General features: G+C 60.2%; 14 protein-coding genes. 12 read left to right on the top strand and 2 right to left on the bottom strand.

The genetic code is table 11. The features are described from left to right. Nucleotides 1-77: 77 nt before the first annotated feature. From groL to recF, 11 genes are all read left to right on the top strand, one after another. Nucleotides 78-1724 (top strand): chaperonin GroEL, encoded by a 1647-nt coding sequence (gene groL / locus HNQ99_RS06000; protein WP_184474744.1) that lies wholly within the window; start codon nucleotides 78-80, stop codon nucleotides 1722-1724. Nucleotides 1725-1965: 241 nt separating this feature from the next. Further along, nucleotides 1966-2547: an ANTAR domain-containing response regulator gene (locus tag HNQ99_RS05995; RefSeq protein WP_184474743.1), complete on the top strand. Its 582-nt coding sequence runs from the start codon at nucleotides 1966-1968 to the stop codon at nucleotides 2545-2547. After that, a complete protein-coding gene (locus HNQ99_RS05990; protein WP_184474742.1) occupies nucleotides 2544-3764 on the top strand; it encodes an ABC transporter substrate-binding protein in 1221 nt (406 codons plus the stop codon). Before HNQ99_RS05995 ends, HNQ99_RS05990 begins: the two co-directional genes overlap by 4 nt. Before the next feature lie 235 nt (nucleotides 3765-3999). Beyond that, a complete protein-coding gene (locus HNQ99_RS05985; protein WP_184474741.1) occupies nucleotides 4000-5289 on the top strand; it encodes a CmpA/NrtA family ABC transporter substrate-binding protein in 1290 nt (429 codons plus the stop codon). Between the two features lie 89 nt (nucleotides 5290-5378). Further along, the gene (ntrB, locus tag HNQ99_RS05980; protein ID WP_221232600.1) at nucleotides 5379-6338 is read left to right on the top strand and encodes a nitrate ABC transporter permease; all 960 of its coding nucleotides are present in this window, start codon (nucleotides 5379-5381) and stop codon (nucleotides 6336-6338) included. 27 nt (nucleotides 6339-6365) lie between these two features. Further along, nucleotides 6366-7169, top strand: coding sequence for an ABC transporter ATP-binding protein (locus HNQ99_RS05975; protein ID WP_184474740.1), 804 nt, complete (start codon nucleotides 6366-6368; stop codon nucleotides 7167-7169). A gap of 155 nt (nucleotides 7170-7324) precedes the next feature. After that, the gene (locus HNQ99_RS05970) at nucleotides 7325-8593 is read left to right on the top strand and encodes an alginate export family protein (RefSeq protein WP_184474739.1); all 1269 of its coding nucleotides are present in this window, start codon (nucleotides 7325-7327) and stop codon (nucleotides 8591-8593) included. Between the two features lie 356 nt (nucleotides 8594-8949). After that, entirely contained in the window at nucleotides 8950-9288 is a 339-nt protein-coding gene (gene nirD / locus HNQ99_RS05965) for a nitrite reductase small subunit NirD (RefSeq protein WP_184474738.1), read from the top strand. A gap of 10 nt (nucleotides 9289-9298) precedes the next feature. Next, nucleotides 9299-11911: a nitrate reductase gene (locus tag HNQ99_RS05960; RefSeq protein WP_184474737.1), complete on the top strand. Its 2613-nt coding sequence runs from the start codon at nucleotides 9299-9301 to the stop codon at nucleotides 11909-11911. Beyond that, the gene (gene cobA, locus HNQ99_RS05955) at nucleotides 11904-12689 is read left to right on the top strand and encodes a uroporphyrinogen-III C-methyltransferase (protein WP_184474736.1); all 786 of its coding nucleotides are present in this window, start codon (nucleotides 11904-11906) and stop codon (nucleotides 12687-12689) included. The genes HNQ99_RS05960 and cobA overlap by 8 nt, the downstream gene beginning before the upstream one ends. Nucleotides 12690-12777: 88 nt before the next feature. After that, the gene (recF, locus tag HNQ99_RS05950; RefSeq protein WP_184474735.1) at nucleotides 12778-13845 is read left to right on the top strand and encodes a DNA replication/repair protein RecF; all 1068 of its coding nucleotides are present in this window, start codon (nucleotides 12778-12780) and stop codon (nucleotides 13843-13845) included. A 7-nt stretch (nucleotides 13846-13852) separates the two neighbouring features. Here the strand turns inward: recF and HNQ99_RS05945 are convergent, their stop codons facing one another. Both HNQ99_RS05945 and mutS read right to left on the bottom strand, forming a co-directional pair. Next, nucleotides 13853-16618: a [protein-PII] uridylyltransferase gene (locus HNQ99_RS05945; protein ID WP_184474734.1), complete on the bottom strand. Its 2766-nt coding sequence runs from the start codon at nucleotides 16616-16618 to the stop codon at nucleotides 13853-13855. A 40-nt stretch (nucleotides 16619-16658) separates the two neighbouring features. Beyond that, entirely contained in the window at nucleotides 16659-19298 is a 2640-nt protein-coding gene (mutS, locus tag HNQ99_RS05940) for a DNA mismatch repair protein MutS (protein WP_246414615.1), read from the bottom strand. Between the two features lie 136 nt (nucleotides 19299-19434). Between mutS and HNQ99_RS05935 the strand changes: the two genes are divergently transcribed. Then, nucleotides 19435-21699 carry an NADP-dependent malic enzyme gene (locus tag HNQ99_RS05935; protein WP_184474733.1) on the top strand — a complete coding sequence of 755 codons (2265 nt, stop codon included), beginning with the start codon at nucleotides 19435-19437 and terminating at the stop codon, nucleotides 21697-21699. Nucleotides 21700-21853: the final 154 nt, after the last annotated feature.

Below are 21853 nucleotides of genomic sequence, written 5' to 3'. Positions count from 1 at the left end.
CGACGGGCTTGGGTCTTGCCCAAGCCACATCCTGATCTTTTCCAACGCATAATCCGAAGAAAGCAGAGGTAGATATTATGGCAGCGAAAGACGTCAAATTTTCGCGCGACGCCCGTGAGCGCATCATGCGCGGCGTCGACATCCTGGCTGACGCCGTAAAGGTGACGCTGGGTCCCAAGGGCCGCAACGTCGTCATCGACAAGAGCTTTGGCGCTCCCCGTATCACCAAGGACGGCGTTACCGTCGCCAAGGAAATCGAACTGAAGGACAAGTTCGAGAACATGGGCGCCCAGATGGTCCGCGAAGTTGCTTCGAAGACCAATGACGTTGCCGGCGACGGCACCACCACCGCGACCGTTCTGGCTCAGGCCATCGTGCGCGAAGGCATGAAGTCGGTTGCCGCCGGCATGAACCCGATGGATCTGAAGCGCGGCATCGATATCGCCGTCAGCAAGGTCGTCGAAGACCTCAAGGGCCGTTCCAAGCCCGTCGCTGGTTCCAGCGAAATCGCTCAGGTCGGCATCATTTCGGCCAATGGGGACGTGGAAGTCGGCGAGAAGATCGCTGAAGCCATGGAAAAGGTGGGCAAGGAAGGCGTCATCACCGTCGAGGAAGCCAAGGGCCTCGATTTCGAACTCGATGTCGTAGAAGGCATGCAGTTCGATCGCGGCTACCTGTCGCCTTACTTCATCACCAATCCGGAAAAGATGCAGGTCGAACTGACTGACCCGTTCATCCTGATCCATGAGAAGAAGCTGTCGAATCTGCAGGCGATGCTCCCCATTCTGGAAGCCGTCGTTCAGTCGGGCCGTCCGCTCCTGATCATTGCCGAAGACATTGAAGGCGAAGCGCTCGCCACCCTGGTGGTCAACAAGCTGCGCGGCGGCCTGAAGGTTGCGGCAGTGAAGGCTCCGGGCTTCGGCGACCGCCGCAAGGCAATGCTGGAAGACATCGCGATCCTGACCAAGGGCGAGATGATCTCCGAAGATCTCGGCATCAAGCTGGAGAACGTCACCGTAGGCATGCTTGGCCAGGCCAAGCGCGTCACGATCGACAAGGACAACACCACCATCGTCGATGGCGCCGGTGAAGCCGATGCGATCAAGGGCCGCGTCGAGGCCATCCGTCAGCAGATCGAAATCACCACCAGCGATTATGATCGTGAGAAGCTCCAGGAACGACTCGCCAAGCTTGCTGGCGGCGTTGCGGTCATCAAGGTCGGTGGCGCTACGGAAGTCGAAGTCAAGGAACGCAAGGACCGCGTAGACGACGCGCTGCACGCCACCCGCGCTGCCGTTGAAGAAGGCATCGTTCCTGGCGGCGGCACTGCGCTGCTTTACGCCACCAAGGCTCTTGAAGGCCTGAAGGGCGTCAACGACGACCAGACACGTGGCATCGACATCATCCGCAAGGCGCTGTCTGCACCTGTTCGCCAGATCGCCCAGAATGCGGGCCATGACGGCGCTGTCGTTTCCGGCAACCTGCTGCGTGAAGATGACGAAACCAAGGGCTTCAATGCGTCGACCGACGTGTATGAAAACCTGGTTTCCGCTGGTGTCATCGACCCGACCAAGGTTGTTCGCACCGCGCTTCAGGACGCTGCCTCGGTTGCTGGTCTGCTGATCACCACCGAAGCGACGATTGCCGAAACGCCGGAAGACAAGCCTGCAATGCCCGCGATGCCGGGCGGCGGCATGGGCGGTATGGGCGGCATGGACTTCTAAGTCCTCGTCATCTGCGACAACAAGGAAAGGCCGGGGCGCAAGCTCCGGCCTTTTTTGGTATCTAGGCCTTCTCATCTTTGAGGCAGCCGTCGCTAATTCCCTGCTGCTGCCGTTATCGTTATCCGCCTTTCTGGGGATTACGTTTCCAAGGCATTCCGCGAGGCCCCAAGGGAAGAGGCAGCGCCCCTATATTGCATTCAACTTGGAAATACTGCAATGCAGCACAAGCAGGAGGTTTAGGTTGCGGATCGCGATTGTCGATGAAAGCTCCGCGCGAGCGGCGGTGATCGAGGAGGGGTTGCGCGAAGCCGGCCTTGACGACATTGCCACGCTTACCGACCGCAATGGACTGGTCGCCAGGTTGACGACTCTTGCACCTGACGTCGTGCTCATGAACCTGGAAAATCCCAGCCGTGACACGTTGGAGGAAAGTTTTCTCGTTTCGCGGTCACTTGGCAAGCCGATTGCCATGTTCGTCGATCAAAGCGACGAAGAATCGACCTTCGCGGCGGTCGATGCGGGGGTGTCCGCTTATATCGTCGATGGCTTTAAAAAGGAGCGGATCAAACCGATCCTCCAACTCGCCGTTCGTCGTTTCCAGGCATTTTCCAAGCTACAGGAAGAATTGGTCGAGGCGAAGAACATGCTCGCCGAGCGCAAGACGATCGATCGCGCCAAGGCCATATTGATGAAGCGCAGGGGCATTGACGAACCAGCCGCCTATGCCCTTTTGCGTAGCCATGCCATGCAAAGCAACCGCCGGATCGTCGAGGTCGCGGAGGCATTGGTGACGGCCGAAAATCTGATGGGAGGCGACCTGTGACGCTTGATCCGTTTCGTATCGGTTTCCTGCCGCTGGTCGATTCCGCCCTTCCCATATTGGCCCGCGAGCTTGGCTTTGCCGAAGAGCAAGGCGTCGATCTGCAACTGGTGCGGGATGTTAGTTGGGCCACTGTGAGAGACCGCCTTCTCTACGGTCAAAGCGATGCTGCGCATCTGATCGCGCCGCTGGCGATCGCGACCAGCCTGGGGCTGGACCGCCCGCCCGTGCCGCTGTCCGTACCATTTGTCCTGGGCCTCAATGGCAATGCGATCACGCTGACGCCGCCCCTGGCCAAAGCGATTACGAAGGGGAAGGCAGGACTGTCCAACCCCGTTGAAGCGGGGAAGCGCCTCGCCGCCATCATTGCCGAACGGGCGCGCTCCGGGAACAAGATTCGCCTTGGCGTGGTGCATCGTTTTTCCAGTCATAATTACATGCTTCGCTACTGGCTGGCCGGAAGCGGCGTGGACGTTGACGAGCAGGTCGACATCATCACCATTGCGCCACCCTTTGCCGCCGATGCGCTGGCCGCTGGCGAAGTGGATGGCATTTGCGTCGGTGAGCCGTGGAACAGCGTTGCGGTGGAACGGGGCGTAGGAGCGATTGTGACCGTAACCGCCCATATCTGGCAACGCGGCGTGGAAAAGGTGCTGGCGCTGCAAACCGCCCGGATGGACGCCAATCGCGAGCTGGTTCATCGCGTTATCCGCGCGCTTTACAATGCAGGGAAGGCGTTCATTGTTCCCGGCCGGTTGGAGGAAAATGCCGCAATATTGGCCCGTGCCGAATATCTGGATGGGCCAGCGCCGCTTATTGAACGCGCTATTTCGGATCGCATCAAGCTCGCCGCGGGGACTGAACCGCTGCACATTCCCGACTTCATGTTCCAGCATCGGGAAGCCGCCAATTTCCCCTGGGTCAGCCAGGCGGCCTGGCTTTATGCGCAAATGGTTCGTGCTGGACATGCGAAGAAAAATGCCGCCGATTATGCTGCGGCGCAGAAGGTGTTTCGTCCCGACGTCTATCGTGCCGCATTTGCCGGAACGAACGTGCCCCTGCCCGGCGCCAGTGCCAAACTGGAAGGTGGCATTGCTGAAACCATGGGAGTCGGCACCGTTCAGGGCCGTTTGATGCTTGGGCCGGATCAGTTTTTCGATGGTCGCTCTTTCGATCCGGACCAACTCGACCGTTATCTGGCGGAAATCGCAGCACAATAATTTTTTTCGCAACTGCGAATATTGCACTTGCTCAATGATGCGACTCGTGCCAGCTTGAGTGCATCAGGCAAGGATGCCTGAATGACATTTTCCGGCTCGTCCATTGAGGGGCGATCACCGGAAAGGCAGTCCCACAGGGAAACGCCAATAGGCAATGATGCCGCCCGACCAGCCAGCTTGGCTGAATGTCGAGGCGGCTTTTTTCATGTCCAAATTTCAGGGAAGGGGTCGATCAATGGGTGACAATGGACAAAGCGGGGAAATGAAACGCCGGGGGTTTTTGAAACTCGGCGGAACGGCGGCGGTTCTGTCCGCAGCGCAAGCAGCCTTTCCAATCGGTGCATTCGCGCAGGGCGCGGGGCCAGAGGTTAAAGGCGCAAAGCTTGGATTTATCGCTTTGACCGATGCAGCGCCGCTCATTGTGGCGAAGGAGCTTGGCCTGTTCGCCAAATATGGCATGCCCGAAGTCGAAGTGATGAAGCAGGCGAGCTGGGCCGCGACTCGCGACAATCTGGTGCTGGGCTCTGGCGGCGGAGGCATTGATGGCGCGCATATTCTGACCCCGATGCCTTATTTTCTGACGATGGGCACCATTGGCAAAGCTACGCCAATGAGCATTCTGGCCCGCCTCAACGTCAATGGTCAGGGCATTTCGGTCGAGAAGGAATATCTGACGGCGAAGGCCGACATACATTCGGAAAAGATGAAGGGTATCATCGCCAAGCGGAAAGCCGCCGGCAACAAGATTACCATGGCCCAAACTTTTCCGGGCGGCACACATGACATGTGGCTGCGCTACTGGCTGGCCGCGGGCGGCATCGATCCTGACAAAGATGTCGATCTGATTACTGTACCGCCGCCCCAGATGGTCGCCAATATGAAGGCGAATACCATGGAGGCGTTTTGCGTCGGCGAGCCATGGCACGATCAGCTGATCTCGCAAAAACTGGGCTACACGGCGGTTTCGACCGGGCAGATGTGGATGAACCATCCCGAAAAGAGCTTCGCCATGCGGTCCGATTGGGTCGCCGCCAATCCCAGGGCGGCCATAGCGATTACCGCCGCGGTCATCGAGGCCCAGCGTTGGGCCGACATCCCCGGCAATAACGCAAAGCTGGCCGCGATGATCGGTGGGCGGGACTGGTTGAAGGTCGCGCCTGCCGACATCCAGGATCGCCTTGCCGGCAACTTCAACATGGGCGATGGCCGTGTAATCAAGAACGCGCCCTTCAAGATGAAGTTCTGGGCGGCAAACGCGTCTTTCCCTTACAAGAGCCACGACCTGTGGTTCCTCACGGAAAACCAGCGCTGGGGCAAGCTGCCCAAGGGTCTGAACACCAACTCTGTCATCGCCAAGGTCAACCGTGCCGACATCTGGCGCAAGGCGGCCGCGCTCGCCAAGGTTCCGGCGGGGCAGATCCCTAAGGGCGACAGCCGCGGTGTGGAGAAATTCTTCGACGGCAAGGTCTTCAATCCCGGCAATCCCGCTGCCTATCTCGCCAGCCTGGGTATCAAGCGGGTCTGAGCCGTGATCGGGCCGCCCCTGTGCAGGCAGGGGTCCGGCTTCCTTCTACGTGAAGTCTATGACCTCATAAATTCAGGGAGAATAGCATAATGACTATCAAGTCCGTTTCTCTCGTTCCGACAGCCGCCGGCATGGTTCCAAGCCATGTCGCGGCCTCGGCCGAAATCATTCCTTATCCCAACAGCGGACTGCCGAAAGTCGCACCGGCCGAGCAGCCAGCCTGGTTGACCCATCCGCTAACCGAGCGCCTGCGTGGGATTTCGGCTTCGGTCATGCCGACCGTGCTGATGCTGATAGTGCTTCTTGCCGTCTGGGAGATCGCTTGCGGATCACTGGAGTCGAGCCTGCCAAGCCCTTCCCGAGTGTGGTCCGAGAGTCACGAGGTGATCGTCCACCCGCTGAAGGGGGTCTCCTTTGACCTTTCGGGCCTGCATGTCCAGGATGGCGGCGATGTCGGCATTGCAGGGCATATCCTGACCAGTCTTGAACGGGTGGCGGTCGGCTATGGGTTGTCCGCGATCTTCGGAATCGCGCTGGGGATATTGATCGGCCAAAGCCTGTTCGCTTATCGGGCGCTCGATCCGCTCTTTCAGGTGCTCCGCACTGTTCCGCCTTTGGCATGGCTGCCCATCAGCCTCGCAATTTTCCAGCAGGCGGGGCCTTCAGCGATATTCCTGATCTTCATCACGGCGATCTGGCCGGTCATTTTGAACACGGCGGCTGGCGTGCAGAATATTCCACCGACCTATCGCAATGTCGGCAAGGTATTGGCGCTCAATCCGGCTGAATATTTCCTGAAGATCATGTTGCCCGCAACCGTGCCGCACATGTTCACCGGTCTTCGCATCGGTGTCGGCATGAGCTGGCTCGCCATAGTTGCGGCTGAAATGGTTCAGGGCGGCACCGGCATCGGCTTCTTCATCTGGGATAGCTATAACAGCTCGCTCCTCACCGACACTATCGTTGCGCTCATCTGGATCGGCATGGTTGGCTTCTCGCTCGACCGGATCGTCGCCTGGATCGGCCGCCGCGTGGCGCGGCAGAACTAAGGGTTCAAGGTAGCAAAGGAAGCCAAAATGAAAAAACGTAGCTATCTCGCGCTGGAAGGAATCAGCGTCACATTCCCCACTAAAAACGGGCCGTTCACGGCGTTGCAGGACGTCGATCTTTCCATCGACAAGGGGCAGTTCGTCGCGCTGATCGGCCATTCCGGGTGCGGCAAATCGACACTGATGAATATTATCGCCGGTCTGGTAAAACCGTCACGCGGCGTCGTCTTCCTGGACGGCGATGTGGTCGACAAGCCAGGCCCCGACCGGGCGGTGATCTTTCAGGATCACTCGTTATTGCCCTGGTTGACCGTGGAGGAGAATGTACGCCTGGCGGTCGACAAGGTGATGCCCGATAAAGGCCGTGCGGAACGTAAAGACTGGGTGATGCACAATCTGGATCTGGTCCAGATGGGTCATGCCGCCGCCAAGCGTCCAGGCGAGTTGTCCGGCGGCATGAAGCAGCGCGTCGGCATAGCTAGAGCCATAGCAATGAGCCCGCGGGTGCTGCTGATGGACGAACCTTTCGGTGCGCTCGATGCTTTGACTCGGGCTAGTCTGCAGGACGCGGTCATGAACATCCAGGCCCAGCTCAACAACACCGTGGTCATGATCACCCATGACGTTGATGAGGCGGTGCTGTTGGCGGATCGGGTCATCATGATGACCAATGGGCCGGCCGCGACGATCGGGGAGGACTTGGCCATCAACCTGCCGCGTCCGCGCAACCGGATCGAGGCTACCGAAATGGCTGAATACAACCACGCGCGGCATGAGGTGCTTCATTTCCTGCACCAACGCTATTCCAATCCGCTGGATCACGCGGCGTAGACGAGAAAATGCTCTTTCCCCTCCAGGGGAGCGTGGTGAAGTTCGCTGTTACTTCGTTTCTCGAAGGAACTTCGCAACCGCCACTGAAGGGCAAAGAACTAGGGGGATGTCCCTGAAAAGGTGAGGGAAACAAACCATTCAGTGGAGGAAGTTAAATGAAAAAATATCTATTGGGGACCGCACTTCTCGCCGTTGTCAGCACGCCTGCTATGGCCGACACTTTCAAGCTAAAGCCGCTTATCGACATGCGCCTGCGTTATGAAAATGTCGACCAGGACGGCTTTACCGAAGACGCCGACGCAGTGACCGTCCGCACGCGGGCCGGCGCTGAGCTGGCCAATAAGAGCTGGTCCTTCCTGGTCGAGGCCGAAGGCACTCTTGCGATTAACGAGGACTATAATAGCGGCGTGAATGGAAAGGCATCTTTCCCGGTCGTGGCTGACCCGGAGAATATCGAGCTTAACCGGGCGCAGGTGCAGTTCAAGGGTCTGCCAAAGACTGTGGTCACCGTAGGACGTCAGCGCATCAATCTGGACGACCAGCGTTTCGTGGGTTCAGTCGGCTGGCGTGACAATGAGCAGACCTTCGACGCGGTGCGGGTTGAATGGACCGGCATCAAAAACCTGAAGCTGGACGCCACCTATGCCTGGTCCGACCGCACCATTTGGGGCATCGACGGGACCCTTGCGACAACGCCCCCCCGTCCGCAGGCGGTCGAGGGCGACAATGTCTTTGCCAACCTGACCTATACCACGAAGCTCGGCGCGTTGACGGGCTTCTATTATCGGGTGGACGAGGATGAGGCGGCGGTCGCACTTCTGCGTAACAGCAGCCAGACCTATGGCGCACGCTTTGCCGGCGCCTTGCCATTTAGCAAGGCGGTGAAGCTCACCTATGCCGCAAGCTATGCTCATCAAACCGACATCGACACCAATCCGATCAACTATTCGACCGATTATTATATGGGTGAAGCGGGCATCGAAGCTGGACCAATCAAGCTTTTGGGCGGCGTCGAGGTCCTCGGGTCGGACGGCAGCGTCGCCACCAAGGCGACCGGTGCGGCATTTGCCGGGGGCTTTGCCTTCCAAACGCCTTTCGCCACCCTGCACAAATTTCAGGGCTGGGCCGACAAGTTCCTGGTGACGCCGGCGCAGGGGATCACGGACTATTATGGCACCATTGGCTATAGCGTGAAAAAGAAAGGGCCGTTCGACGTCATTGGACTGACCGCGACCTATCATCGTTTCGACAGCGACCGGCTCGACATCAATTATGGCGACGAGATCGACGTGCAACTGTTGGCCAAGGTCAAGAAATATACGTTCACGCTTAAATATGCCGATTATCAGCGAGAGGGTATTTCCAGCTTCACCGGCGATGCCGACACCAAGAAGTTCTGGGCCTCCGTGGAATGGGCCTTCTGATTGGGGGAGCGCCTGCCATTTGGCGGGCGCTCAAACCAGCTTCGGCGGTTGTTCCGCAGCTGGTGAAGGTTGACAGAATCACTTCCATTCGCTTATTCTTGCCGCATTGCAGCAATGGCGCTGCACTATCCTTCTGGATTTCCCCGCGCATAGCCGGGGTTCTGCTCAAATCGACAGCAATGGCGCTGTTTGGGGTCGATCGACCCTTTTCAGTCAATCGCTTTGTGTCGGGAGTGGACGTGGATGCACAACTATCAGGAAATCGGAACAGCAGCATTTTCACGCGATGAATCACGCTTCTGCGGAAGCAGGAGCACGGGTTTTCGTCCCCTTCTCACCTGGTCCGGAGAACAGCAATGACGCCTGAATGGCTCGATATCGGCCCTGTCGATCAGATTCCCCTGCGAGGAGCGCGGACCGTACCGGTCTGGGGAGGCGAGGAAGTTGCCGTTTTCCGCACGGGCGAAGGCGCGATTTATGCCCTCATCAACAAATGCCCGCATAAGCAGGGACCGCTTTCGCAGGGCATCGTCCATGGCGACAAGGTCACGTGCCCCCTCCACAATTGGAATATCAGCCTCGTCACCGGCGAAGCGCTTGGTCCGGATGAAGGCTGCGTTCCCACCATTCCGGTGAAGGTGAGCGGCGGCAGGATCCTCATCGCGCGCTCCGAAACATTGGGAATGGCGGCGTGAGGGGGCTGTTATGACCACTACTCGGACCACTTGTCCTTATTGCGGCGTGGGTTGCGGCGTATCCGCCACCGTCACCGGCCCGCGCACAGTAGAGATCAAGGGCGACGCCAATCATCCCGCCAATGGCGGACGGCTCTGTTCCAAGGGAACGCATCTGGGCGAGACGGTTGGGCTCGGCGGCCGCCTGCTTCATCCCGTCATAAATGGTCAGCAGGCGAGTTGGGACACGGCGCTGGACGCTGTCGCAAAGGGATTTTCCGACACCATAGCTGAACATGGTCCCGACAGTGTCGCATTCTATGTTTCCGGTCAGTTGCTGACCGAAGACTATTATGTCGCCAATAAGCTGATGAAGGGGTTCATCGGCTCCTCCAATATCGACACCAACAGCCGCCTTTGCATGGCGAGCGCCGTCGCGGCCTATAATCGCGCCTTTGGTGAGGATGTCGTCCCGTGCACCTATGAGGACCTGGAACAGGCGGACCTCATCGTCCTTGTCGGTTCAAACACAGCCTGGTGCCACCCGATCATATGGCAACGGATCGAGGCTGCTCGTGCCGCGCGGGGGACAAAGCTGGTCGTTATCGACCCTCGTCGCACCGAAACGGCGGAAGGCGCGGATCTGCATCTCCCCATTCGGCCGGATGGTGACATCGCGCTTTTCAACGGCTTGCTTGCCGCCATGCGAGAGGATGGCCGGCTGGATCAAGACTATCTCGCCGCCCATGTCGATGTCCCTGAGAATTTCTGGAACTCGCTTCCGACTTCGTCCGCCGGACGAGGGATTGAAGAATGGGCGGAAGATTGCGGCGTCGCGCCGGAGGCCCTCGCCCAATTCTATGATCTGTTCGCCAGGCACCCACGCACGGTCACGCTTTTCAGCCAGGGAGCGAACCAGTCCATTTGCGGCACGGACAAGGGCAATGCGATCATCAACCTGCACCTTGCCACGGGCCGGATTGGCAAGCCGGGCATGGGGCCATTCTCTATCACCGGCCAACCCAACGCCATGGGCGGTCGAGAGGTCGGCGGGCTGGCTTCAACGCTGGCGGCGCATATGGGTTTTACGCCGGAGGAACTGAGCCGCGTTCAGCGTTTTTGGAACAGTCCTACTATGGTCAAGGGTCCGGGTCTGAAGGCCGTGGACATGTTCCGCGCGGTCCATGACGGCCGGATCAAGGCAATCTGGATCATGGCTACCAATCCTGCCGTGTCGATGCCCGACGCCGATTTTGTGCGGGAGGCGCTGGCGAAATGTCCGCTAGTGGTCGTTTCGGACGTGATGGCGAATACCGACACCGGCGCCTTTGCCCATATCAAGCTTCCGGCGCTCGCTTGGGCCGAAAAGGACGGAACGGTCACCAACAGCGAGCGCATGATCAGCCGTCAGCGCGGCTTTTTCGCGGCTCCGGGCGAAGCGCGCGCCGATTGGGACATCATTGCCGAGGTCGGCCGGCGAATGGGCCATGACGACGCCTTTGCCTTCGATAGCGCGGCAAGCGTTTTTCGGGAATATTGCGCACAAACGGCTTTTGAAAATGATGGCCGCCGCAAGTTGGACCTGTCGAGCTGGGCAGACCTGAGCGATGCGGATTATGATGCGCTAAAGCCAATGCGCTGGGCAGGTCTGTCGCCTTTTGCGGACGGCCGGTTCACTACGCCCAACCGCCGCGCGCGCATGATCGGCGTGCAGCGACCCGCAGCGCCGGTCATCGATCCAGCATTTCCTTTCCGGCTCAACACGGGTCGCTATCGTGATCAATGGCATACGATGACGCGCACGGCCTTGAGCCCCCGCCTGTCACAGCACCGCCGGGAGCCGCTGGTTGAAGTGCACCCCGCCGACGCGGCCACGCTCCACATCCATGATGGCGGCCTCGCCCGGGTCCGCACCGTGCAGGGCGAAGCCATGTTCCGGGTGATCGTGACGGCAAGTCAGCGGCAGGGCGAACTGTTCGTGCCGATGCACTGGACCGACCAGGTAAGTTCGGGCGGCCGGGCCAATCGTCTGCCCAACCAGAATGTCGATCCCTTCTCGGGTCAACCTGCGTTCAAAAACAGCGCCGCGGCCATTGAGCCGGTAACGCCTGCCTGGACTGGTTTCCTTGTGAGCCGCGATCGTCCACAGCTCGACGGCGTGCCCTATTGGACCCTGGTACGCCAAAGGGGCGGCTGGCTCGTGGAACTGGCAGGCTTTGACGATATGGATCTCGAACATCTGCTGCCGAAAGGTGAGCGTGTCGAAGCCCTGGATCGCGCGCGCGGAGTGCATCGGGCGGCGGTGCTGAACGAGGACGGCAAGCTCGCGGCCGCCTTGTTTCTCAGCCGGTCGGGCCGCCTTCCGGAGCGCGACTGGATCGTGGGACAGCTCGACAGTGAAGAACAGCATGCCGGGCTTGCGCTGCTTGCTGGCCGCCCGGCGCAACCGCCGCCGGATCGTGGACCGATCATATGCGTTTGCTTCGATGTGGGGATGAAGACCATCCTGAGCGCCATCGCCGGTCAGCAACTGACCAGCGTGGAAGCCGTCGGCGCGGCGCTCAGCGCGGGTACGAACTGCGGCAGCTGCCGGCCCGCGATCAAATCTCTGCTCGAAGAGCGGAAGGAGGCGGTCAATGCCTGAACAACCCCACGAACTTCATCCTGTCTGGTTGGTCGGTGGCGGACCTGGCGATCCGGAACTGCTGACACGCAAGGCGGAACGGCTGATCTACACGGCGGACATCGTCTTTTATGATGCCCTGATCGGTCCGGATATCCTGTCGCTGATCGCGCCGACAGCTGAACGAGTCTCCGTTGGCAAGCGTTCCGGCCGCCATAGCAAGGACCAGGAAAGCATCAACGATCTGCTGCTTGCCTCTGCCAAATCAGGGAGGCGCGTAGTCCGGCTGAAGGGTGGGGATCCGTCCATATTTGGCCGGTCGATGGAAGAAATTGCCCATCTGCGCACCGCGGGAATAGACGTTCGCATCTGCCCTGGCATCACTGCGGCCAGCGCCGCTGCGGCAAGCCTCGGGCTGTCGCTAACGCTGCGAGGCATGGCGAGGCGCCTGCAATTCGTCACAGCCCATGCCCGCAAGGGCGAGGTGCTGGACCTCGACTGGCAGGCATTGGCCGATCCGGAATCCACATTGGCGGTCTATATGGGCAAGGCGGCTGCCGAGGATGTCTCACGGCAGCTAATGGCCGCCGGACTCTCCGGAGAGACGCCCGCCATCGTCATCGAAAACGCCAGCCTGCCGGAGGAACGGCATCTTGCCACCCGGCTCGATCTGTTGCCGCTAGCGGTAAGGACCGGCATAGGCGACGGCCCGGCACTGCTGCTGATAGGCAAGGCAATGGATATTCGTGCCGCGACCGCAGCTGCGGTGCAGGCGCATGTTGACGTGCGGGGCGATTAAAAGAAACTCTGCTGCATTCCCCGAAGCACATCGACGCCTGCCACTGCTTTTGCTTCAACCTGGCGGCAACAGCGGGTAGAGCGGTTGCATGTCGCTTCGCCGCTTGTCCGTTACAGATTTCCGCAATCACGCGGATGCACTGATTGTGCCGGACCAGCAATTCGTGGTCCTTACGGGCGAAAATGGTGCAGGAAAAACCAACATTTTAGAGGCTGTTTCGGTGCTGGCGCCGGGCAGGGGACTGCGTGGCGCGCCTTTGCGTGAGATGGCGCGGCAGGGTGGGCCAGGCAATTTCAGCATCGCAGCGCAGCTCAATGATGTCACAATCGGCACCGGCACCACGGCCGATGCGCCCGACCGGCGGCTCGTCCGCATTAACGGAGCGCAGGCGGCGGCGACCGCCCTGTCGGAATGGTTGAGCATCATTTGGCTAACCCCTGCCATGGATAGGCTTTTCATTGAGTCCCCTGGAGGGCGGCGGAGATTTCTTGACCGGCTGGTGCTGGCGCTTCACCCCGGCCATGCCGTCCACAGCGCGCGCTATGACGCGGCAATGCGGAGCCGCACGAAGCTTTTGACGGGGGACAGTCCGGCTGATGCAACCTGGTTGGCCGCTTTGGAAGCGCAGATGGCGGAGCATGGCGCTCTCCTTGCGCGGGCGCGAAGGGATACGGTCGCCGCCCTGAGTGAGGCGCTCGCAGGGCAGGCGGACGATCCCTTCGCTCGCCCCTTGCTGGGCCTGGACGGCTGGGATGATCCGGATGGCGATATGGTGCAGGTCCTGGCTGATGGCCGACGTCGCGATACGGCGGCCGGACGGGCACTTAGCGGACCCCATCGTACCGAGCTTTCGGTCGTTCATGCCGCCAAGGCACAGCCAGCGGCGCTCTGTTCCACCGGCGAGCAGAAAGCCCTGCTCTTGTCGATCATCCTTGCGCATTCTGAATTGGTCACCCGCCGAACGGGACGCCGGCCCATATTGTTGCTTGACGAAGTTGCGGCGCATCTTGATCCGCAGCGGCGGCTCGCTTTGTTCGAGCGGCTGGCCCAGGGGGGAGGTCAGGTCTGGATGACCGGCACGGAGCCTGCCTTGTTCGAAGGGCTGGCCGCGGCGTTCAGATTGCATGTGTCGGCGGGACATGTGGTGCACCGCTGACACCGGTTTACGCCACCTCCAGCACGCGTTCCTCAAGCACCGTGCCCGCGGCATCCAGCAACCGTTTTTCCAAGGTCGCGATCCGTTGTTTGCTTTCCAACTTACCGCCCAGAAGATCAGTGATGTAGAAGGTGTCGACCGCCCGCTCGCCATAGGTGGCTACGTGCGCGGAATGGATCGTCACCTTCGACTGGAACAGGGCATAGGCCAGGCTGTAGAGCAAGGCCGGTCTATCCCGCGCGTTGACCTCTACCACGGTGAAGCGGTTCGAGGCCTTGTTGTCGATCAGCACATTGGGGACGATATGAAATGCCTCCGCGCGCGTGCGGCTGAGCGGCTTTGCCTCCAGCTTGGTCGTAAGCTTATGACGATTGGCGAGCGCGTCCTCGATCGCAGTGCGGATACGGGCAAGCTGTTCAGTCCGTTCGAAGGTTCCACCGAAAGGGTCCTGCACAAGAAAATTGTCGATCGCCATGCCATCTCGCATCGTATGGATACGCGCATCGATGATGTTGCCGCCGGCTAGATGGATGGCCCCGGCAATCCTGTAGAAAAGCCCCGGATGATCGGATGCATAGACGGTCACCAGCGTCGCGCCCCGGTCTGGATAGACCTCGGCGGCGATCGATAGCGGGTTCGTGCCCGCCCCCAATATGTGCTGAGCATTCTGCACCAGAATGTCGTGAGGTTCGGCGATCCAGTAGGATTCAGGGAAGCGCTTGCGCAGGGCAGTGAACTCCTTGGCCGACAGGCCAAGCGCGTCCTGCAAGCGGTGCTGTTTCGCCTCGATCCGTTCCTTGCGCCCTTTCTGCTTGTGGCCCAGACGAAGAACTTCCTCCGCCAATTCGTAAAGATCGGACAAAAGCTGTCTTTTCCAGCTGTTCCACACGCCCGGCCCGACGGCGCGGATGTCCACGACCGTCAGTACCAGCAGCAGGCGAAGGCGCTCCGGGCTTTGCACGATGTCGGTAAAGTCGAGTATGGTCTTGAAGTCCGAAAGATCGCGTTTGAATGACGTGGCGGACATCAGCAGGTGGTAGCGGACCAGCCAGGCGACAGTGTCGGTTTCCGCCTCGGTCAGTCCAAGCCTGGGGCATAGATCGAGCGCGATTTCCGCGCCGATGACGCTGTGGTCGCCGCCACGCCCTTTGGCGATGTCGTGCAGTAGCACGGCAACGTAAAGCACCCGGCGGGACAGTATCTTCTGCATGATAGCGGTGGAGAGCGGATGGTCTTCCTGATAAACGCCGCTCTCAATCCGGGCAAGCAGGCCGACGGCACGGATCGTGTGTTCATCGACGGTGTAGTGATGATACATGTCGAACTGCATCTGGGCTACGACCCGGCCGAATTCGGGAATGAAGCGGCCGAAAATAGTTGCCTCGTTCATCCAGCGAAGCACCTTTTCCGCGTTTCGCGGAGATGTCAGCACTTCCATGAAGAGCGCGTTGGCACGGGGATCCTTGCGAATGGCATTGTCGATAAGGTTTGCGTCGCGGCTGGCCCCCCGCATGGCGAGGGGATGGATTTCCAGTTCATGCCGGTCGGCCAGCGCGAACATTTCGATCATCCGCACCGGGTCTTCGGCAAAAAATGCGTCATAGGGCAGCGCCAGCCGGCCTCGATCCAGTTTGAAGCCATTTAGCTTCTTGGGTCGTCGGGCAATGCTGGGCAGAAAGCGCCGTCCCCGGGCTGCGAAGGCGTCATCGAGATGGGCAAGGAAGACGCCGGTCAGGTCGCCCACCATTTTGGCGTTCAGGAAATAATATTGCATGAAACGCTCGACGGCGGACTTCCCCTGCCGTTCGGCAAAGCGCATGCGCGTCGCGATTTCCTTTTGCAGATCGAATGTCAGCCGATCCTCGGCGCGGCCTGTTATGCTGTGCAGATGGCATCGCACGGCCCATAGGAAATTCTCGGCTCGCTGAAACTGCCGCAACTCTTTCGGCGTCAGCAGCCCTGCTTCCACCAGATCCGATACCGACCGCACGCGGTGCACATATTTGCCGATCCAGAACAGCGTGTGCAAGTCGCGAAGCCCGCCCTTGCCTTCCTTGACATTGGGTTCGACCACATAGCGACTATCGCCCATCCGCTTGTGCCGATCATCGCGTTCGGCCAGCTTTTCGGCGATGAAGCTGCGAGCGGTGTCCTTCACCACTTCCTTGTCGAAACGCCGGGAGGCTTCCTCATAAACCTGCTGGTCACCCCAGATGTAGCGCCCTTCCAAAAGGGCGGTGCGAATGGTGAGGTCCTCCTTTGCCATACGCATGGTCTCATCCACCGAGCGGCTGGAATGCCCGACCTTCAGCCGCAAGTCCCAAAGCGAATAGAGCATGGATTCGATGACCTGTTCGGTCCATCCGGTGGGCTTGTAGGGCGTGATGAAGGCAATATCGACGTCGCTGTGCGGGGCCATTTCGCCTCGCCCATAGCCGCCCACCGCCATGATGGCGATCCGCTCAGCGACCGTGGGGTTGCTGTTGGGGTAAAGAAACTGGACGGTCGAATCATAGAGCAGGCGGATAATCTGATCGATCAAAAAGGCCTGTCCGCCCGCGGCTTCCCGGCCGCGTGATGGATGAACGAGCAGGCGCCGCGCTATCTCGCTCCGCCCATGGGCCAATGCATCCTTCAGCCGCACTACAATGGCCTGGCGCAGCTTCATACTGTCGCCCTGATGCTGAGTGGCGATGTCGGCCAGGCCGTCAGCGATCTCCCGGCGATCAATGATGGCGCGCCGGCTTGCCAGACTGTCGAAAAGGGTGGCCATGCTGCTTTGGTGTCCTAGTCCCGGGATGGTGGGACCATATCTAGTCGCTCCTGTCGACCTCCGCTAGCTGCTTCAGTCGGTATAGCACGTCCAGCGCCTCCCTGGGGCTAAGCGCGTCTGCGTCTATCTTCCCAAGGGCGTCTCTCAGCACATCTCTCTTCTCTTCTTTTCTCTCTGCCATTGCGGCGAACAGGGGCAGGTCGTCCAGCCCGGCCGCTATCCCGCCTGTCTTTGCCTTGCCTTCCTCCAGCCGCGAAAGGACATCTTTCGCCCGCGCCAGCACCGTAGGGGGAAGCCCTGCCAGGCGGGCAACCGCCAGGCCGTAACTCCGGTCCGCTGGTCCCTCCGAAACCTCATGCAGAAGGACAAGGTCGCCCTTCCATTCGCGCGCACGGACGTGATGAAGCGATAGTGCGTCCAACTTCTCGGAAAGCCTTGTCAGCTCATGATAATGCGTAGCGAACAGGCACCGGCAGCGATTGACCTCATGCACCGCCTCGACCACCGCCCAGGCGAGCGCCAGCCCGTCATAGGTGGACGTGCCGCGTCCTACCTCATCCAGAATGACGAAGCTGCGTTCTGTCGCCTGGGCAAGGATCGCTGCCGTCTCCACCATCTCGACCATGAAGGTCGAGCGCCCGCGCGCCAGATTGTCGGACGCGCCCACCCGGCTGAACAAGCGATCGACCATGCTCAACCTGGCCGAAGTCGCGGGAACAAAGCTCCCTGCCTGAGCCAAAATGACGATAAGGGCGTTTTGCCTGAGAAAAGTCGACTTGCCGCCCATATTAGGCCCGGTCACCAGCCACAGGCGGCTCTTTTCCTCCAGGCAGCAGTCATTGGCGACAAAGGGCGCGCCAAGCTTCGCGAGGGCGGCCTCCACCACCGGGTGCCGTCCACCCTGAATGTCGAGGCACAGGCCGTCGTCGAAATGGGGACGGCACCAGCCTCCCTCCGCCGCCCGCTCGGCCAGACCAGCGCTCACATCGATTCGAGCCAGGGCATCCGCGGCGCGGGAAATCGCGGTCTTGCGGGTCAGAACCTCAGCAATAAGGTCCTCCAGATGCGCCGCCTCGGCGGCCAAAGCATGGCCGCCCGCCTGCGCCACACGCACCGCTTCCTCATGCAAGTCCGGCGAATTGAACCGCACAACCCCCGCCAAGGTCTGTCGATGCGTAAAGCCGCTGCCTTCAGCCATCAGCGCGTCGCCATGCCGGGCGGGCACCTCGACATGATAGCCAAGCACCGCATTATGCCTGATCTTGAGGGAAGCAAGGCCGGTCTGCGCTCGATATTTCGATTCCAGAGCAGCGATGGCTCGCCGCCCGTCTCCGGCCATGCGCCGCAGATCATCGAGCGCGGCGTCATAGCCATCGGCGATATAGCCGCCCTGCGCCGTTTCGGTAGGCGGGCTGGGCACCAGGGCGCGGGTCAACAGATCCACCAGTGCGCCATGCCCATCCAATTGCGGCAGCAATTCGGCAAGCAGCACAGGCAATTCCGGCAATCTTCCGAGCCGTTCCCGCAGCAATCGCGCTTCATTCAGGCCGTCGCGAAGCTGACCCAGGTCGCGGGGGCTCCCCCGACCGATGGCAATGCGCCCCAGGGCCCGGCCGATATCGGGTAGCGCCTTCAACGCCGACCGCACATGATCGCGTGCGTTGCTGTCGTCATGGAACCATTGCACCAGGGCCAGCCGTTGCTCAATGACGTGCCGGTCGAGAAGGGGAGCGGAGATATCCGCACCAAGCAGGCGAGCGCCGGCTCCGGTAACAGTTCGGTCAATGGTGCCCAGCAGGCTGCCTGCCCGCATTCCCGCCATGGTCTGAGTGATTTCCAGGCTTTCGCGCGTTGCGGCGTCGATCATCAGGTGCATGCCTTGATGGCGCTGCACCGGCGGTTGCAGGAAGGGAAGCCTCCCTTTGCCGGCATGATCGAGATAGGCGATGAGCCCGCCCATCGCCGCTAATTCCGAGCGAGAAAATTGGCCGAAACCGTCAAGTGTCGCCACGCCGAACAGCTTCTTCATTTGCTCCTCGGCCCGGACGCTGTCGAATGCGGTGCGGCTGAAAGGATGTGCGTCCGGCACATCGACCGAAAGATCGTCGGCAAATAGAATTTCTGAGGCTCTGAGCCGCGCCAGCTCCGCATGCAGCGCCTGTTCCTCAATGCCCAGCGTTTCAAAGCGTCCCGTCGAAATGTCCGCGGCCGCCAACGCCAGACTTCCGCCCGCGCTGCCAATCGCCACCAGCATATTATCCTTACGCGCGTCGAGCAGGCTGTCCTCGGTCAGCGTGCCCGCAGTTACGAAGCGGACGATGGACCGCCCGACCAGCGCCTTGCTGCCCCGAGCCCTTGCCTGTGCCGGAGTCTCGGTTTGCTCCGCGATGGCAACGCGATGGCCCGCCCGGATCAGGCGCGCGAGGTAATTTTCCGCCGCATGCACCGGCACGCCGCACATCGGCACCGGCTGTCCGCCATGCTCGCCGCGGGACGTCAATGCTATGTCCAATGTTGCAGCCGCTGCCTTGGCGTCGTCAAAAAAAAGCTCGAAAAAGTCGCCCATGCGGTAAAAGAGCAGGCAGTCGCCCGCCTCAGCCTTCAATTCGAAATATTGCGCCATCATAGGCGTCATGCTGCTGGGCAGTCCGTCGGCGATGGAGGAGGCGGCCTTGTTCATCGCGCATGCGATAGCCGAGCTGCCATTGACAAGAAAGAGGCTAGAAATGCGCCGAGCCGACTTGTCCTATCGTCGTTTCGATCCTACGGCAAAATCAACAAATCGTCGGCCGATGTCCGAAAGTGAGGAATCCTTAATGAGCGATAAGGCGAACATCGAATTTTCAGAGCGCGAGGCACTCCTGTTCCATTCGCACGGGCGGCCGGGGAAGATTGAGATCATCGCCTCAAAGCCGATGGCCACTCAACGGGATTTGAGCCTCGCCTATTCGCCGGGCGTAGCGGTTCCGGTCCGGGCCATCGCCGATGATCCCGCCACCGCTTATGATTATACCGCCAAGGGCAATCTGGTCGCCGTTATTTCCAATGGAACTGCCATCCTCGGGCTCGGCAATCTGGGCGCGCTGGCGTCGAAGCCGGTCATGGAAGGCAAGGCAGTCCTCTTCAAGCGTTTCGCCGATGTCGATTCCATAGACATCGAACTGAAGACCGAAGACGTCGATGCGTTCATCAGCGCGGTCGAACTCATGGAGCCAAGCTTCGGCGGGATCAATCTGGAGGATATCAAGGCGCCCGAATGTTTCGTCATTGAACAGACTTTGCGTGAACGGATGAACATCCCGGTCTTTCATGATGACCAGCATGGCACGGCGATCATTACCGCGGCCGGGGTCATCAATGCCTGCTATCTCACCGGACGCGATCTGAAAAATGTGAAGGTCGTGGTGAATGGCGCTGGCGCGGCCGCGATCGCCTGCACGGAACTCATCAAGGCCATGGGTGTCCGCGCTGATAATGTGATCATGTGTGATCGCCAGGGCGTTATTTATCAGGGGCGTGCTTCGGGCATCGATCAGTGGAAATCCGCTCATGCAGTTCCGACCGAGGCCCGGACACTTGAAGAAGCGCTTTCCGGTGCTGACATTTTTCTCGGCCTTTCCGCTGCTGGCGCCCTAAAGCCTGAAATGGTCAGGGACATGGCTCCGCGTCCGATCATCTTTGCGATGGCCAATCCCGACCCCGAAATCTCCCCGCCAGATGCCAAGGCGGCGCGCCCCGACGCGATCATCGCCACCGGTCGCTCCGACTTTCCGAACCAGGTAAATAACGTCCTGGGGTTCCCCTTCATCTTCCGGGGCGCGCTCGACGTGCGGGCCACCACGATCAACGAAGAAATGAAGATCGCCGCGGCAAATGCCATTGCCGATCTTGCGCGTCAGCAGGTGCCCGAGGAAGTGGCGAGCGCCTATGGAGGGCTGTTGCACAGCTTTGGCCCCGAATATATCATTCCAGCGCCTTTCGACCCGCGCCTGATGGAGGTGGTTCCAGCAGCCGTGGCGCAAGCCGCGATGGACAGCGGCGTCGCGCAGAAGCGCATCGAGGACATGGCCGCTTATCGTCAGAGCCTTAAGGGCCGCCTCAATCCCACGACTTCGGCATTAACCCTGGCCTATGATGGGGCCAGGGCGGAGCCCAAGCGGGTCGTGTTTGCAGAAGGCGAGGAAGAGGTCGTCCTTCGCGCCGCTATCCAGTTCCGCGACGGCGGTTATGGCATCCCGGTTCTCGTGGGGCGCAACGACGTTTACGACCGGCTTGCGGCGCTGGGTGTTGCTGATCCGCAGAGCTTTGAGGTGCACAACAGCGTCAATTCCCCGCTGGTGCCCAAGATGGTCGAAATGCTCTACGAGCGGCTGCAGCGCCGTGGCTATCTCCGCCGCGATTGCGAGCGAATGGTCAACCGCGACCGCAATATCTTCGCGGCCCTGATGCTGAAACTTGCCGAAGCCGATGCGATGATCACCGGCGTCACACGGACCTATGCCCAATCCATGCGCGAAATCCGCAAGGTTCTCGATCCGTTGGAAGGCGAAACCCATTTCGGCATTCACGTTCTGGTGGGGCAATCACACACTGTTTTCATGGCGGATACGACCGTCCATGAGCGGCCCAGCGCCGAAGAATTGGCCGATATTGCCGAAGGTACTGCGGACGTGGCGCGCCGCATGGGCCACGAACCGCGCGTCGCTTTCCTGTCCTACTCGACTTTCGGCAACCCTGCTGGTCAGTGGCTCAATAATATTCGTGATGCCGTGGCGCTGCTGGACGCACGTGCGGTCAATTTCGAATATGAAGGCGAAATGGCTCCAGACGCAGCGCTCAATCCCAATGTCATGAAGAAATATCCCTTCAGCCGTCTTTCCGCGCCAGCCAATGTACTGATCATGCCGGGCCTGCAATCGGCCAACCTGTCCGCGAAGCTGCTTCGTGAACTGGGCGGCGACGCAATCATCGGTCCGATGCTCGTCGGCATGGAAAAGCCGGTTCAGATCGCAACCATGGGTTCTACTGCATCGGAACTGGTAACGCTGGCGGTCCTCGCCGCCGGAGGTATCGCGCGCTAGAGCGTTTTCCAAGCAGATGGGATCACCTGCTGATTTGGAAAACGAGGAAAGACAGAAGTCTAGGCTGTATCGACATTCAGAGGATTCCCAAGCGGGATGATGTCTGATTCATGGGTTTTCGCAGCGGCGGAGGCATCATGGGCATCAAGCGATA

Origin of the sequence: Rhizorhapis suberifaciens (genome assembly GCF_014200045.1) — a bacterium.
Lineage (GTDB): Bacteria > Pseudomonadota > Alphaproteobacteria > Sphingomonadales > Sphingomonadaceae > Rhizorhapis > Rhizorhapis suberifaciens.
The sequence above is the reverse complement of the archived record's forward strand: the minus strand, read 5'-3'. Positions and strand labels throughout refer to the sequence as shown.

Bases quoted from the DNA above. Each gene is read 5' to 3' on its own strand.
- mutS (WP_246414615.1), bottom strand. From the start codon at position 19,298: ATGAACAAGGCCGCCTCCTCCATCGCCGACGGACTGCCCAGCAGCATG.
- HNQ99_RS05985 (WP_184474741.1), top strand. From the start codon at position 4,000: ATGGGTGACAATGGACAAAGCGGGGAAATGAAACGCCGGGGGTTTTTG.
- HNQ99_RS05960 (WP_184474737.1), top strand. From the start codon at position 9,299: ATGACCACTACTCGGACCACTTGTCCTTATTGCGGCGTGGGTTGCGGC.
- HNQ99_RS05935 (WP_184474733.1), top strand. From the start codon at position 19,435: ATGAGCGATAAGGCGAACATCGAATTTTCAGAGCGCGAGGCACTCCTG.
- HNQ99_RS05975 (WP_184474740.1), top strand. From the start codon at position 6,366: ATGAAAAAACGTAGCTATCTCGCGCTGGAAGGAATCAGCGTCACATTC.
- nirD (WP_184474738.1), top strand. From the start codon at position 8,950: ATGACGCCTGAATGGCTCGATATCGGCCCTGTCGATCAGATTCCCCTG.
- ntrB (WP_221232600.1), top strand. From the start codon at position 5,379: ATGACTATCAAGTCCGTTTCTCTCGTTCCGACAGCCGCCGGCATGGTT.
- groL (WP_184474744.1), top strand. From the start codon at position 78: ATGGCAGCGAAAGACGTCAAATTTTCGCGCGACGCCCGTGAGCGCATC.
- HNQ99_RS05945 (WP_184474734.1), bottom strand. From the start codon at position 16,618: ATGGCCACCCTTTTCGACAGTCTGGCAAGCCGGCGCGCCATCATTGAT.
- HNQ99_RS05970 (WP_184474739.1), top strand. From the start codon at position 7,325: ATGAAAAAATATCTATTGGGGACCGCACTTCTCGCCGTTGTCAGCACG.
- cobA (WP_184474736.1), top strand. From the start codon at position 11,904: ATGCCTGAACAACCCCACGAACTTCATCCTGTCTGGTTGGTCGGTGGC.
- recF (WP_184474735.1), top strand. From the start codon at position 12,778: ATGTCGCTTCGCCGCTTGTCCGTTACAGATTTCCGCAATCACGCGGAT.